General features: G+C 38.9%; 13 protein-coding genes. 2 read left to right on the forward strand and 11 right to left on the reverse strand.

All coding sequences use genetic code 11. From position 1 onward, the window contains the following. Nucleotides 1–113: 113 nt before the first annotated feature. Together KGF34_RS05750 and KGF34_RS05755 are read right to left on the reverse strand one after the other, a co-directional pair. Nucleotides 114–980 carry a radical SAM protein gene (locus KGF34_RS05750; RefSeq protein ID WP_252558339.1) on the reverse strand — a complete coding sequence of 289 codons (867 nt, stop codon included), beginning with the start codon at nucleotides 978–980 and terminating at the stop codon, nucleotides 114–116. Between the two features lie 59 nt (nucleotides 981–1,039). Beyond that, nucleotides 1,040–1,258 carry a DUF6514 family protein gene (locus KGF34_RS05755; protein WP_117705419.1) on the reverse strand — a complete coding sequence of 73 codons (219 nt, stop codon included), beginning with the start codon at nucleotides 1,256–1,258 and terminating at the stop codon, nucleotides 1,040–1,042. A 640-nt stretch (nucleotides 1,259–1,898) separates the two neighbouring features. Here KGF34_RS05755 and pulA point away from each other — a divergent pair. Further along, on the forward strand, nucleotides 1,899–5,609 hold the full coding sequence (gene pulA, locus KGF34_RS05760) for a type I pullulanase (RefSeq protein ID WP_252558340.1): 3,711 nt from the start codon (nucleotides 1,899–1,901) through the stop codon (nucleotides 5,607–5,609). 11 nt (nucleotides 5,610–5,620) lie between these two features. On the opposite strand, the gene KGF34_RS05765 is transcribed toward pulA, so the two are convergent. The 6 genes from KGF34_RS05765 to KGF34_RS05790 form a co-directional block, all read right to left on the reverse strand. Next, nucleotides 5,621–6,037 (reverse strand): hypothetical protein, encoded by a 417-nt coding sequence (locus tag KGF34_RS05765; protein ID WP_252558341.1) that lies wholly within the window; start codon nucleotides 6,035–6,037, stop codon nucleotides 5,621–5,623. 169 nt (nucleotides 6,038–6,206) lie between these two features. Then, the gene (locus KGF34_RS05770; protein WP_252558343.1) at nucleotides 6,207–6,809 is read right to left on the reverse strand and encodes a TIGR04100 family radical SAM protein; all 603 of its coding nucleotides are present in this window, start codon (nucleotides 6,807–6,809) and stop codon (nucleotides 6,207–6,209) included. 26 nt (nucleotides 6,810–6,835) lie between these two features. After that, nucleotides 6,836–7,162, reverse strand: coding sequence for a hypothetical protein (locus tag KGF34_RS05775; RefSeq protein ID WP_289780769.1), 327 nt, complete (start codon nucleotides 7,160–7,162; stop codon nucleotides 6,836–6,838). A gap of 81 nt (nucleotides 7,163–7,243) precedes the next feature. Next, on the reverse strand, nucleotides 7,244–7,798 hold the full coding sequence (locus KGF34_RS05780) for an ECF transporter S component (protein ID WP_022234021.1): 555 nt from the start codon (nucleotides 7,796–7,798) through the stop codon (nucleotides 7,244–7,246). Nucleotides 7,799–7,807: 9 nt separating this feature from the next. After that, nucleotides 7,808–8,659: a pyridoxamine kinase gene (locus KGF34_RS05785; protein ID WP_252558347.1), complete on the reverse strand. Its 852-nt coding sequence runs from the start codon at nucleotides 8,657–8,659 to the stop codon at nucleotides 7,808–7,810. 429 nt (nucleotides 8,660–9,088) lie between these two features. Further along, nucleotides 9,089–9,694, reverse strand: coding sequence for a TetR/AcrR family transcriptional regulator (locus tag KGF34_RS05790; protein WP_252558349.1), 606 nt, complete (start codon nucleotides 9,692–9,694; stop codon nucleotides 9,089–9,091). A 193-nt stretch (nucleotides 9,695–9,887) separates the two neighbouring features. Here KGF34_RS05790 and KGF34_RS05795 point away from each other — a divergent pair, with 193 nt between their 5' ends. Next, entirely contained in the window at nucleotides 9,888–10,667 is a 780-nt protein-coding gene (locus KGF34_RS05795) for a hypothetical protein (RefSeq protein WP_252558350.1), read from the forward strand. A 312-nt stretch (nucleotides 10,668–10,979) separates the two neighbouring features. Here the strand turns inward: KGF34_RS05795 and ilvC are convergent, their stop codons facing one another. The 3 genes from ilvC to ilvB are packed head-to-tail and all read right to left on the reverse strand — an operon-like array spanning nucleotide 10,980 to nucleotide 14,196. Then, complete coding sequence (gene ilvC / locus KGF34_RS05800; RefSeq protein WP_289780782.1) at nucleotides 10,980–12,017, reverse strand: ketol-acid reductoisomerase; 1,038 nt, start codon at nucleotides 12,015–12,017, stop codon at nucleotides 10,980–10,982. Nucleotides 12,018–12,069: 52 nt separating this feature from the next. Next, on the reverse strand, nucleotides 12,070–12,561 hold the full coding sequence (gene ilvN, locus KGF34_RS05805; RefSeq protein ID WP_022234016.1) for an acetolactate synthase small subunit: 492 nt from the start codon (nucleotides 12,559–12,561) through the stop codon (nucleotides 12,070–12,072). A 12-nt stretch (nucleotides 12,562–12,573) separates the two neighbouring features. After that, the gene (gene ilvB, locus KGF34_RS05810) at nucleotides 12,574–14,196 is read right to left on the reverse strand and encodes a biosynthetic-type acetolactate synthase large subunit (RefSeq protein ID WP_252558351.1); all 1,623 of its coding nucleotides are present in this window, start codon (nucleotides 14,194–14,196) and stop codon (nucleotides 12,574–12,576) included. Nucleotides 14,197–14,199 lie beyond the last annotated feature (3 nt).

Below are 14,199 nucleotides of genomic sequence, written 5' to 3' on the forward strand. Positions count from 1 at the left end.
AACAAGAATTAACCGAATAAAAACAAGCGACAGCATAAACTAACTGTCGCTTAAAAATTTGATTTATATTATGAATGTCGATATTAATCAATAAATTTGATTCTTACACAATATTAAAAATCCCAGTCGGGAACATATTTACGGTCGGCAGAGTCAAGTTCTTGTGTAAATCCGTCAAAGCCGAGCATCATATAGTAATCTTTTACTTTCTGATATTCCCGCCTTGTAATTTTACGGTTAATCTTTTCATATTTATTAGCGTTGCCCATGGGGATATACTGCCCCATAAGGCTGACAAGAATCTGATTGCCATAGTTTTTCTTGAGAATATCAAGAACTTCCATACTGTTCTTTGTGTGTGACGGAAGAATAAGATGTCTTACTATTATGCCTTTCTGCATCATCTGTCGGTCATCAAACTGTGGAAACCCAACCTGAAACAGCATTTCTTTAATTGCTACGGTTGCAGTTTCTACATAGTTTGGTGCGAGTGAATACTTAAGTGCAAGCTCATTATTGCTGTATTTGAAATCAGGAAGATAGATGTCAACTATTCCGTCAAGCATATTTAAGATTTTAGGACTTGTATAACCACTGCAATTATACACAATCGGAATTTTCGGTTTGTAAATTTCAAAACTTTTTACAACTGCAGGCGCAAAATGATCTGCTGTAACAAGATTGATGTTATGAACATTCTGCTCTTCAAGTCGTTTATAACAGTCGGCAAGCTCCTGCGGTGTAATTTCTCTGCCTCTGTGTAAAGAAGAAATTTCGTAATTTTGGCAGTAAACACAACCGAGAGTACAACCGCTGAAAAAAATTGTACCGCTGCCGTTTGCTCCGCTGATGCAAGGCTCTTCACCAAAATGAGGTGCAACTCTCGCTATTACGGGATTTGTTCCCATTCGGCAAAAGCCGCCGCCGCTTGATTCACTTCTTTGTGCATTGCATTTTCTTGGACATAAATTACATATCACTGATATCACCCTAATAAGTTATGATATAAGTATAACACATCTGCAAGAAAATAGCTATATTAATATGTTTTGAAATCAGTTAAAAAATCTTCTACTATATCGTCAATGTGACATTCCTCAATATCAAGAGAATTGCAAAGAATAACAAGTTTCTTTATCTCCTCCGCATTATCGGACAGATTGGCATATTGCCTGACAGTTCGCTCTTTGTCAATTACATCAATACCGTAGGTAATATTAGCATTGTTAGAATAAGTATTAATTCTGAACAGTAACATAAAATAAAAGTAACCTTTCTTTGTGATTACTAATCACCCTTAAGCAAGATAATACATCGTTTTACGATAAAAGTCAAGGCAAATACGCACAAAAGTATAGGTATATATTTATCTTTGTATATTTAAACAAAATACAATTTTGTTTTTTATGTAGATTTATTGTAAATTTTTTGTCATTTTTCAGATACAGAAATAAACAAAAAAGTATAGATTTGTCACCACAAAAAATATCATTGACGATTATTATAGTTAAAATGCTATACAAATTTGTTAATTACATAAATAATATTCGGAACAAATGTTTGAAATGTGTTGACTTAGTGAACGCTGTCATATATAATTAAATCAGTTCTGTATTTATTGTTGCTGTGCCGTGTTAAATGCAATGATATTTCTTGCGTATAGAACAAGAAAATACTTATTTCCGTTAAATCTGTGTTTTCGGCTGATATGCAGCTTATTACTGATTTTGACTGATTTTTTGGATAGAAAACAATTTTGTTAATTATGCACAATAAGCACAGTAAAACTTTGTTTTAATGTGCTTATTTATTTTCTGTAAAAGAAATTAAAGCTTTGCAAAATTTGCTAAAATCTAATTACTGATACATAAAGTAAATTGAAAAAAGGAGAGAAAGAAATGTTTTTAAAAAGGACGCTTGCAGTTTTACTTAGCGCTACAATGCTCTTTGGTATGACATCGTTGTCAACAACAGCGGCAACCACAGATACCGAAGCAGTGTCGGCAGGTAATTACTACAACGCAAGTTATCTTGAAAATTATGCAAGCAATGCTTACAACGAACAGAATCTCGGTGCAAACTACAGCAAAAGCTCAACAGAGTTTAAGGTATGGTCACCGGAGGCATCTGCCGTAAAGGTTAAACTCTATGCAACAGGTTCCGATTCCGAATCAGGTGCAGCTGTTCTCGGCACTTATAACCTTAAAAAGAACAGCTCTACAGGTATGTGGTCGGTTACTGTAAACGGTGACCTTAAGAACATATACTATACTTATCTTGTTACCGTAAACGGTACAACAAACGAAACACAGGATGTTTATTCAAAAGCAACAGGTGTAAACGGTAACCGTTCAATGGTTGTTGACCTTGATTCAACAGACCCTGACGGTTGGGACAGCGATAACCATGTTCTTTTCAACAATGCACAGGAGGCAGTTGTTTGGGAAGTTCATGTTCGTGACTTCTCAATTTCGGACACTTCGGGCGTCAGTGATGACAACAAGGGTAAATACCTCGCATTTACCGAGGGCGGCACAAAGATTAATTCGGATACAAGCGCAAGCTCTGTATCAACTGCTGCTGATTATCTTGTAAAGTCGGGTATTAACTGCGTTCAGCTTATGCCTGTATATGATTTCGGTTCTGTCGATGAAACAATCACAGGTTCGGCAACAAACAGAAACTGGGGTTATGACCCTGTAAACTACAATGTTCCCGAGGGTTCATATTCTTCTAACCCATATGACGGTAATGTTAGAATCACTGAATTTAAGCAGATGATTCAGGCACTTCATGACAGAGGTATTTCCGTTGTAATGGATGTTGTTTACAACCATACATATGTAACAGAGGGTTCATGTTTTACAGATACAGTTCCTAACTACTATTACAGAAAAACAAGTTCAAGCGTTTATTCAAACGGTTCGGGCTGCGGTAACGAAACTGCATCCGATAAACTTATGTACAGAAAGTATATGATCGACTCAATTCTCTATTGGGCAAGCGAGTACCACATTGACGGTTTCCGTTTTGACCTTATGGGAATTCACGACATTGCTACTATGAATCAGATTCGTTCAAGTCTTGATAACCTTTATTCGGACGGTTCGGGTAAGAAGATTCTTATGTACGGTGAGCCTTGGACAGGCGGTTCAACCGCAATCAGCGACGGTTGTTTTCAGAGCAAAGCTTCTCAGCTTGATGCAAGAGTAGGTATGTTCTGCGACTCATACCGTGATGCTATTAAGGGTGGTACAAACGAAGCATCAACCGGTTTTATTCAGGGTAATAATGGTAAAACTAACACAGTTGTAAACGGTGTAAAGGGTCAGTGCTTCGGTGCAAAAGCTCCTTCACAGACAATTGCTTATGCCGATGCCCACGATAACCTTATTATGTGGGATAAGATGGTGCTTAGTAACGGCAGTAAGGATTGGAACTCTACTTCCTCTTCGCTTACAGATCAGATGAAAGCCACAATGGGACTTCTCATGACTTCACAGGGCATAGTATTTATGACAGCAGGTTCGGAATTCTGCCGTACAAAGCAGGGCGACCACAACAGTTATAAATCACCCGATTCAATCAATGCCATTGATTGGACTCGTTTAAAGACATATTCTGAAACAGCCGATTATTATAAGGGCCTTCTTAAAATCAGAGAGAATTACACACCGCTCAAGGGAGGTAACTTCTCAACTCCTACATTCCAGTCATCATACGGCAATGTTGTTGCTTATACATATTCCAATAACACAGCCGGCGAGTGGGGCAAGGTTTGCGTACTCGTAAACAGCGGTACACAGGCTTGCACAATCGGTCTTGACGGCAGCGGCTGGACAGTTGTTGCAAACGGCACAAAGGCAGGACTTGAAAGTCTTGGCACAGTTTCGGGCAAATCATATTCTATCCCTGCAAGAAGTACTTGCGTACTTGTTCAGCCATCTACATTCGGTAATCTTCAGAATGCAGAGCCTACATACGGTACACTTAAGGTAAACCATGTTGATGAAAACGGCAATGTTTTAAAGAGCACATCAGCTACTTATAAGACAGGTACAACATACCGTGCTTTACCTGATACAACACTTCTTTATGACTATAATCTTGTTAATACAACAGGCACAACAACAGGTAAAGTTGAAAGCGGCAAGACATACACTGTAACATTTACATACAAATCTTCAGGTATTTCCTCAGGTTACCTTACAGTAAACTATGTAAATGCAAACGGCACAAAGGTTAAAGACTCTGTTAAGAACAAAATGAGAAGCGGAGATGAATACTCTGTAAGTCCTGCAACAATTCAGGGTTATCAGCTTGATACAGATAGTTTCCCTGCAAACACAAGCGGTACTTTCTCGGGTACTGACACAACTATTACATTTAAGTACAAAAAGCTTAATTCTACAAGCACAGTAGTTCACTACAAAAAGCCGTCAAGCTGGTCAGATGTTCGTTGCTATTCATATACAGACGACGGTAAAAATCCGACAGGCGAATGGAATACCGCTACAGTAATGACAAGCGAGGGCGACGGTTGGTACAAATGTACAGTTCCTGCATCTGCTTGCTATGTAATGTTCCACCCAACTTCAAATATCGCTCAGGAGCCGGGGCAGGGTGCAAGCGGTTATGCCGCATCCGGCGAAGTATGGATTAATAACGGCGCTATCACATTTGCCGCTACAGTAATTACAAGCCATATTGATATTGCAACAGGCAAAAAGATTGCCTCTGATGTTGTAAGCGAGAAAACAAAGGTTACTTCAAGCGACACATACACAACTTCTGCCGTTGCAGGTAAAAATGTAATTACTCCTTTAAATGCAACAGGCAATTATTCCTCAGGCGTAATCAATGTTGTATATCTTTACGATTCAGGTGAAGTTCCTACAACAGCACCGACTACACAACCTACCACAGCACAGCCGTCAACATCTGCAACAGAAATTCCTACAACACCGTCTGATAAAGTATTGATAGGCGATGTTGATACAGACGGCAACATTTCAATCAATGATGTATCTGTTATACAGTTATTTATCAGTGAGCAGTCAACATTGACAGATAAACAGCTTATTGCGGCAGATGCAAATGATGACGGCAGTGTTGATGTAATTGACGCTACATTTGTTCAGATGTACTTAGTTCATAATATTGCAGACGGCAGTTTAGTAGGTCAGTATAAGTATATTGTACAGCCTACACAGCCAACAACACAAGCAAGTACAGCGGCACCGACAACACAGCCAACTACAGCACAGCCTACAACTGCAGAACCGACAACAGAGCCTACAACAACTCCAAGCGGTACATACACAGTAACATTTGCAAACTCACTTAACTGGGACGGTACAATTTACTGTTATTATTGGACAAGCGGCAGTCAGGGTGAAGTTGCTTGGCCGGGCACAAAAATGAATTTCGTAGAGAATAATGACCACGGTCAGGAAGTTTATACATTGACTGTTCCGACTTCTTGCGACAGCGTAATCTTTACTAACGGTTCTTCACAGACTGTTGATATTAACACAGGTTCAAAAGACACCAATTACTATGCTAAAACAACAAAGACAGATAAAGGCTATAATGTAGGTACTTGGTGATAATTAAGATATTAATTAAATATTCGATAGTCACGCAGCGGCCCCTCCGATATTTTCGGAGGGATTGCTTTTGGCTTTTTATCGAAAAATTGGAATAAATTATGGTTTAGTGCACAGTTTAGCCAAGCAATTATAAAAGTTTGGTCGACCTTTTCAAAGGTCGTGGGTGTGGGCAAAGCCCACAAATACTTTCCGTTTATGCAATCTAACGATAGCCAAACAGCGAGCTGTTTGGCGGCTTGAACACAACGGCGAATGCCCTTAAATGCGATAGCAACAAAAAAGCCATTCATTAAACAATAAATAAGCAAATTCTTTTCTAAAAGGCTACCGCCTGTTTTTTTAAATTCGGTGCAAGCACGCAAACAGCGTGGCTGTTTGCGCCTGATAAATTGTTGTATCGGAAAATTTTTATGGGCGCTGCCCAAACCCGCAATTTTTGAAAAAATTGAGTAAACCTTTTTGCTTTTTGGGAGGATAATTTAGCGTTAGCTAATTTTCAATGCCCGACCGACACTCCGCTAAACCATAATTTTAAATTTAAACACAACAAAACCGCTCAATGACACAAAAGGTCAATGAGCGGTTTATATTTTTTTAAGCGGAATATTTTCTTATTCTAAGGTGAATTCCCATATCGTCAGCAATCTTCTGACAAGCCTTTATATCTTCCTGTGGAATAGTATCGACTATTGAGAATTGAGTGTGACCAAAGTATTTTTTTGCGTCTGTCGCAAATTTCAGCATTGATTCATATGCATTTTCAAATACAGGTCTGCACACCTCGTCATATTTTTCTGACGAACAGGTGTTAAGACTGATTGATACAGAGTCAATGTATTTTGACAAAATCTCTGCAACGGGCTTTTTGTTTATAACATCACCAAGACCGTTTGTATTAAGTCTTAGCTTAATATCCGGGTGCTTTTCTCTGACATACTGCGCAGTAGCAATAAGATTATCGAGAGCATTGGTAGGCTCGCCGTAACCGCAGAACACAAGTTCTTTAAAGCCTGTAAAATCAAAATCATCTACAGCTTTTTTAATTTCTTCAATGCTCGGATCGTGCTTATGCCACAGTGTATCTGCATTACCGATTGCATCGGTATTATTGCGAATACAAAAAGTACATCTGCACGGGCATTTGTTAGTCAGATTAGCATAAATTGATGTTTTATAAACATAAAGTATGTCAGCCATTTATTTTCTTCTCCCTTATAAATACATTATATTTCACCGTTAATCATTTTTATAAAATAAATATGTACGGTTAAATCATTATTTAATTCAGGGTGAAAAGCAGTTACCAACTGTTTCCCCTGCCTTGCCGCTACTGTTTTTCCGTCAACTTGAGCAAGAACTTCTACACCGTCGCCAACTCGGCTTATATACGGAGCTCGTATAAAAGTCATAGGAATTTTTCCTTCGTTTGCAAAGCTGTCTTCGGCATAAAAACTTCCGAGCTGTCTGCCATAGGCATTTCTTACGGCCTCAATATTCATAGAGCAAAAATACTTTCTTGTATCATTCTCTATGCTGTCGGCCAAAAGCAATAAGCCTGCGCAAGGTTTTTATTTAATTCAAATCTATTTTCCATTTATTATACTCCAAATTTCAAAAATAAGCAAATGTGCTTATTTTAAAGCAAGTTTTTTCTTAAAATCAATTCTGTCAAGGGCAAAACCGAGAACTATAAAGATTAATGCGCCCATACCCGGCTGTAACCACCAAGTAGCAAGCTCTGCAACTGCGCCTTCAAAGCCATACATAAGGCCGTTCGCAATGAAGTAACCGCCGACTGTAACCATAGTAGTCGGAATAAGCATTAAAAGTGATGACCAGTTAATAATCTTGTTGTCCTTGCCGTGTTTTTTCATAGCCATTCTGCAAAGAACAAACGGAACAGCATTAAAAGCCTTGATGATAGCAGTAGGAATTGCCCACTGCGGATAACCGGAAATCAAGTCTGCAAGCGCACCGCCGATTGATGAGGCAATGATACCGTAAGGACCGGGCAAAATGCTTGCCGCAAGATAAATCATTGAGTCACCGGCGTGTGAATATCCGAACATTGACGGAATTTTAATAAACGCAGTAGTAACTGTTACCAAAGCCGCACACATTGCTGTAATAGCAATAAGCTTTACATTAATTTTTGACTTAGATTTTGAAATTGTATTTGATTCCATAGTTATCCCTCACAAAAGTATTTTTAAGTGTTTTTCAAACTCAATGCCCTCATTGCGGTCAATACCCAACGCTACGGTATCACGCAAAGAAGTTTCTATGAATTTTACTGCCAGACTAACGGTATCTCTCAAAGTGTCGCCTCTTAAAAGTCCGGAAAACATTACCGAGGCAAACAAATCTCCAGTACCCGAATAGCTGCCGCCTATTTTTTTACAGCTTACACTAAACACCTCATCTTTGGATGCAATAAGATTTTGCACATACATTGTACCGTCAATATCTTTGTGCTCAATACCCGTAATTATTACGATTTTTACGCCATAACGATTAAGCAAATTCTTGCCAAGCTCTGCGATTTTGTCCATAAAATCGGGCTTGTCGGCATTTTTTATAAATTCGCAGTAATCAACATCGCAAAGAATACAGCACTCTGTAAGATTCGGTGTAATAACATCGGCAACCGTCACCAATTTTTTCATTTTACAGGCAAGAGCGTCTGTAAAAAGGCTGTAGGTTCTGCCGCCGTCACCCATAACAGGGTCCACAAGTACAAGCGTGTTCTCTGTTTCAAAGCTGTTTATGAAATCAAGTATTTTATCAACCTGTCTTTCACTTGATAAAAAACCTGTGTAAATGCCGTCGGGCTGAAAACCGAGTTTTTTCCATTCCGATGTGTAGTAATCGAGCTTGTCGGTGCAGTCGTTGCAGTAAAAACTCTTAAAGCCGGTCTGGCTTGTAAGCACCGCAGTCGGCATAGGGCAAGCCTGAATACCCATTACGGAAAGCACGGGTATAGCCGCAGTAAGCGAGCATTTTCCAAGACCTGAAAGGTCATTTATTAAAACAGCTTTTTTTGTCATTAAATCACGCCTCAAATTTCTGAACAGTTCAACATTTATCTTGTGATGTTCCCATTATACAACAATAGTGTCACTATTAAAATAGACAATTTTCGTAAATTTTATAAGGACAGTTTACGAAACATAAAAAATCCGTCTGCTTTTTTACAGACGGATGTATTTATTTAAATATTGCATAACTTTTGGTAAATAATTTTAAAATTTAGGTCAAAGCTTTTTAAATGCTTGCGAGTTTGGGCAGCACCCATAATATCCTCAGATATAACAATTTATCCGGCGTAAACAGCAAGCTGTTCGGCTATTGTTAGATTGCGTAAAAGGAAAGTATTTGTGGGCTTTGCCCACACCCACGACCTTTGAAAAGGTCGACCAAACTTTTATAATTGCTTGATAAAGCAATTTGCTAAATCATAATTTTAAATTTATAACTTAAGTATTAACGCTGTTAAGTTTTTTCCTGTCCTCTGCCTCAAAAACTTCAAGACACATATTATAAATAGCATTTACCTCTACATCAAGGTAAACCTCATCTTTAAAAAGTGCAAATTGAAGTGTTGATGTTATGTAAAGATAGTACAGCGCTTGTATGCTTTCAAAAGAAACATCAAGGTTTTTGGCTATATGATGAATGAATGTATCGTATCTCTTCGGAATACCTGAAAAGAAATCATAGCCCTGTTTTTTATATTTTGGAGAAGTATATACCTGATATACAAATCGCATATGCTCGCCGTAGTTTTTCTGCATCCAGCGTGGAAATTTTTCAAGATAATTCTTTAAATCCGCTCTTGAACGAGGTGCTTTCTTCATAAATTCTCGTTCAAATTTTATCATTGCATACTGTACAGATTCTGTAATTATCATATCTTTACTTTCAAAATAGTGATATAATGCTTGGTTAGTTTTAAATCCGCAATATTTGCACAAAAGCTGTAAACCTGTATTTTCAAGTCCGTTATCCATAAAAGCCTGAAAGCACTTGTCAAGGCACTCGCATTTACGCTTTTTATAAACAGCCGGATCAAATTTTTTCATTCCAACACCCCATTACATCTGTTGCTACAATTATAATTGTGTTGGGTATTTTTGTCAATAGCAAGACAAAATATCAAAAACAAAATACATATTTCATCGTAAGACTTGACAATTCGTTTATCAAATGCTAATATATTTTTTAAAGAAAATTAACTTATTTTTATAGATATACAATAGAATCGGAGGGCTATATATGAAAAAGAGTACAAAAAAGGTAGTAATAATAATTTGTTGCGTTCTTGCTGTTGCATTAATTGCAGGAGGCACAGTTGTTGGTGTAAATGTTTATAACAAAAATTTGAAGGAACAACAGATAGAGCAGATACTTTCTGACATTAAAGGAAAATATGATACCTTTGTAAATGAAAGCGACAGAGATAAACGAATTATAATCATCAAAAATCTTGAAAATGATTTGACTGACTATCTAAAAAATAATGAGCCTGTTGAGAAAATTAAAGAGGAGTATCAATCTGACCTTGAGCAGATGAAATCATACTTTGTGACCTACTATGAAAAGGTTATTAGCGACAACACTTTAAACGAGGTTGAGAAAATCACAGACAAAACAAAACTCAAAGCTTGCAAGGACAAACTTACTACACTGCTTGATAAACTCAACAGCGAAAAAGATGCCGTTCTTTCAAGCGAAAAGTTTGAAGAATTAAAAACAAAAATTCAAGATTTGATTGATAAATATTCTGCAAGAATCGACGCTATTGAACAGGCAGAAAAAGAAGCAAAGGATAAGCTTGAACAGGAAGCTCAGACAATAATTGACGAAGACAAAGAAAAGATTGAAGAAGTTATTGAACCTGAAAACAACAGTTATACTGAGGAGAGCAACACAGCCGCAGAATCAACTGATACTGATTCAAACTATGACAGCTCAGATGATGATTCCGATACTCCAAATGATCTTGTTCCTATTACTCCTTTTGAAATTCCTGACGATTACATTTATACATATTAATTTTTTTGAATAATTTTAAAACGCAAGGCTTTTGTCCTTGCGTTTTTGTTTTTGTTCTAAATGATGAGTAAATTTAGTCTTTAGTTGTCACTAAAAATAAAAAAATTAGGTCAAGCCTTTTTAAAAGTACTTTTTTATGGTGGGTAAATTGTGGTTTAGCTGATTGCTTTATCAAGCAATTATAAAAGTTTTATAAAAGTTTGGTCGATCTTTTCAAAGGTCGTGGGTGTGGGCAAAGCCCACAAATACTTTCCGATTACGCAAACAGCCTTGGCAAAAGCCAAGGCTGTAAATAAGCTGTAAACTATAAAATTAGTTGTTGATAAGCTTGTCTTCGTTTGACCAGCTGTAAAGCTTTCTAACTTCCTTACCAACTACTTCTGCAGGATGCTCTGCAGCTTTTCTTCTCATAGCACGGAAGTGAGCCTGACCGCCTGCCGGTGACATATCGAGGAGGAAGTCCTTAGCGAATGTACCGTCCTGAATGTCAGAAAGGATCTTCTTCATAGCCTTCTTAGTATCCTCAGTAACAATCTTTGGACCTGTGATGTAGTCGCCGTACTCAGCTGTGTTAGAGATAGAATATCTCATACCCTCAAAGCCTGACTGATAAATAAGGTCAACGATGAGCTTCATCTCGTGGATACACTCAAAGTAAGCGTTTCTTGGATCATAACCTGCCTCGCAAAGTGTTTCAAAACCTGCCTGCATAAGTGCGCAAACACCGCCGCAAAGAACAGCCTGCTCACCAAAGAGGTCTGTTTCTGTTTCTGTTCTGAATGTTGTTTCAAGAACACCTGCTCTTGCGCCGCCAATACCAAGTGCGTAAGCAAGTGCAAGATCCTTAGCCTTACCTGTAGCATCCTGCTCAACAGCAACAAGACAAGGTACACCCTTACCAGCCTGATACTCACTTCTTACTGTATGACCAGGTCCCTTAGGAGCGATCATAGTAACATCAACATCTGCCGGAGGAATGATCTGACCAAAGTGAATTGCAAAACCGTGAGCGAACATAAGCATATTGCCTGCCTCAAGGTTAGGAGCGATATCCTTCTTGTACATAGCTGCCTGCTTCTCATCGTTAATAAGAATCATAATAATATCGGCACGCTTAGCAGCCTCTGCAGCTGTATATACCTTAAAGCCCTGTGCTTCTGCTTTCGCCCAAGACTTACTACCCTCGTAAAGGCCAACGATTACATCACAGCCTGAATCCTTAAGGTTAAGAGCATGAGCGTGACCCTGGCTACCATAACCAATGATTGCAATTGTTTTGCCGTCAAGCAAAGAAAGGTTACAATCTGACTGATAGAAAATTTTTGCTGTCATATTTTCCATTTTAAAAATCCTCCTTACCGCTATGCGGTTTATATAAAAAGATTTATGTAAATCTGCAAGATTACACGGACACTGCAGTAGCACCCTTATCAAGAGCTACTGTACCTGTTCTTACAATCTCACGGATACCATAAGGCTTTAATAACTCTACCAAAGTGTCAACACGGCTTGAACATTCACAATACTCAACGGTAACGCTTGTAGTAGAGAAATCAACTATTTTACCCTGCATAAGCTCAACAGTGGTGAGAATTTCGCCACGCTTTGCAGCAGGACAATGAACTTTTATAAGTATCAGCTCACGGCTGATAAAATCACCTTCGGCAAGTCTTTTAACCTTGATTACGGGAATAAGTTTGTTAAGCTGTTTTTCAAGCTGTTCAACAACATATTCGTCACCGTTTGCAACAATAGTGATTCTCGATACATTTGGGTCGGTAGTCACACCAACCGCAAGTGAGTCAATGTTGAATCCTCGTCTTGAAAACAAACCCGAAATCTTAGAAAGAACGCCCGCCTGGTTTTCAACAAGTATTGATAAAGTATATTGCATAACAACACCTCATTAAATCGACGGAGTGTCGGGATATACATCGCACACAAGAATGAACGGCTTGTCGGAATCAACAATATGTTTAATGATTTCTTCTGCCTGCTCATTTGAGTTTGCCTCTGCATGATCAATTCCGTAAGCCTCCGCAATTTTAAGAAAATCGGGATCACCTTCAAGAATAGTTGCACTGTGTCTGTGACCGTAGAGGTTATCCTGAAGCTCACGCACCATACCGAGTCTTGAGTTACGCATAATTATAATTTTAATGTTAAGGTTATTACCTGCAATAGTTGCAAGCTCGTTTAACTGCATCTGAAAACTGCCGTCACCGCAGACAACAAGCACATCTCTGTTCGGTCTTGCAAACTTTGCTCCTATTGCGGCAGGAACCGAATAACCCATTGTACCCATACCGCCTGTTGTAAGGAATCTTCCCTCACGAATACGGAAGTTGTTTGCACACCAAATCTGATTTTGACCTACATCGGCAACCAAAATTGCCTTTGAACGGAACATTGCGCTCAAATGACCTACAAGTGTTCTCGGTTCTACATAACCGTCAAACTTAGGAGGTTCTCTGAATAAATCCTTTTTCCAGGTTTTAACAGCCTCACTCCACTGGTTCTGAACCTTGTAGTCGCCAATGTTTTCATTGAGCATATCCATAACATTCATCATATCGCCGACAATCGGAATAGCTGTCTTAACATTTTTTCCGATTTCCGCCGGGTCAATGTCTATGTGAATTACAGTTGTTCTTTTACTCATCTGGTCGGGCGCCGCCACGGCTCTGTCACCAAGTCTTGCGCCGCACACAATAACCAAATCAGCCTCGTGCAAAGCTCTGTTTGCAGCAGGCTTACCGTGAGTACCGAGCATACCGAGGTAAAGCTCGTGTTCTGACGGCATAACGCCGATTCCCATCATTGTGGAAATTACAGGAATACCTGTTTTCTCGGCAAAAGCCTGAAATTTAGGCTTAACACCCGAGCTTAAAACACCGCCGCCGGATACAATAATCGGACGCTTGCAGTTTTTGATAGCCTCAACCGCACGCTTAATCTGAAAAATGTGTCCCTTGGTATTCGGCTTGTAGCCGATAATATTTACAGTTTCGGGATATTCAAACTTTTCAATTTCATTCTGCTGAATATCAATAGGAATATCAATAAGTACAGGACCCGGTCTGCCTGTTTTTGCAATATGAAAAGCCTCTTTGAAAATTCGTGGCAAATCTTCTGTTTTGCTTACAAGATAGCTGTGCTTTACAAACGGCTCACAAGCGCCTGTAATGTCAGCCTCCTGAAATACATCTCTGCCAAGCAAATCACTGCGTACCTGACCTGTAATTGCGATTATCGGAATAGAATCCTGATAAGCGGTAGCAATACCTGTAATAAGGTTTGTTGCACCCGGTCCCGAAGTTGCTACACATACACCGGGAATATCACTGCATCTTGCATAACCGCTTGCCGCATGAGCCGCATTCTGCTCCTGACGAACAAGCACATGCTTGATTGAAGAATTATAAAGCGAATCGTAAAAAGGGCAAATAGCCGCACCCGGATATCCGAAAACCACTGAAACACCCTCGGCTTCCAGACATTTTACCATTATATCGGCACCGTTTATCATTGC

It is taken from the genome of Ruminococcus sp. FMBCY1, from assembly GCF_023921805.1.
GTDB lineage: Bacteria > Bacillota > Clostridia > Oscillospirales > Acutalibacteraceae > Ruminococcoides > Ruminococcoides intestinale_A.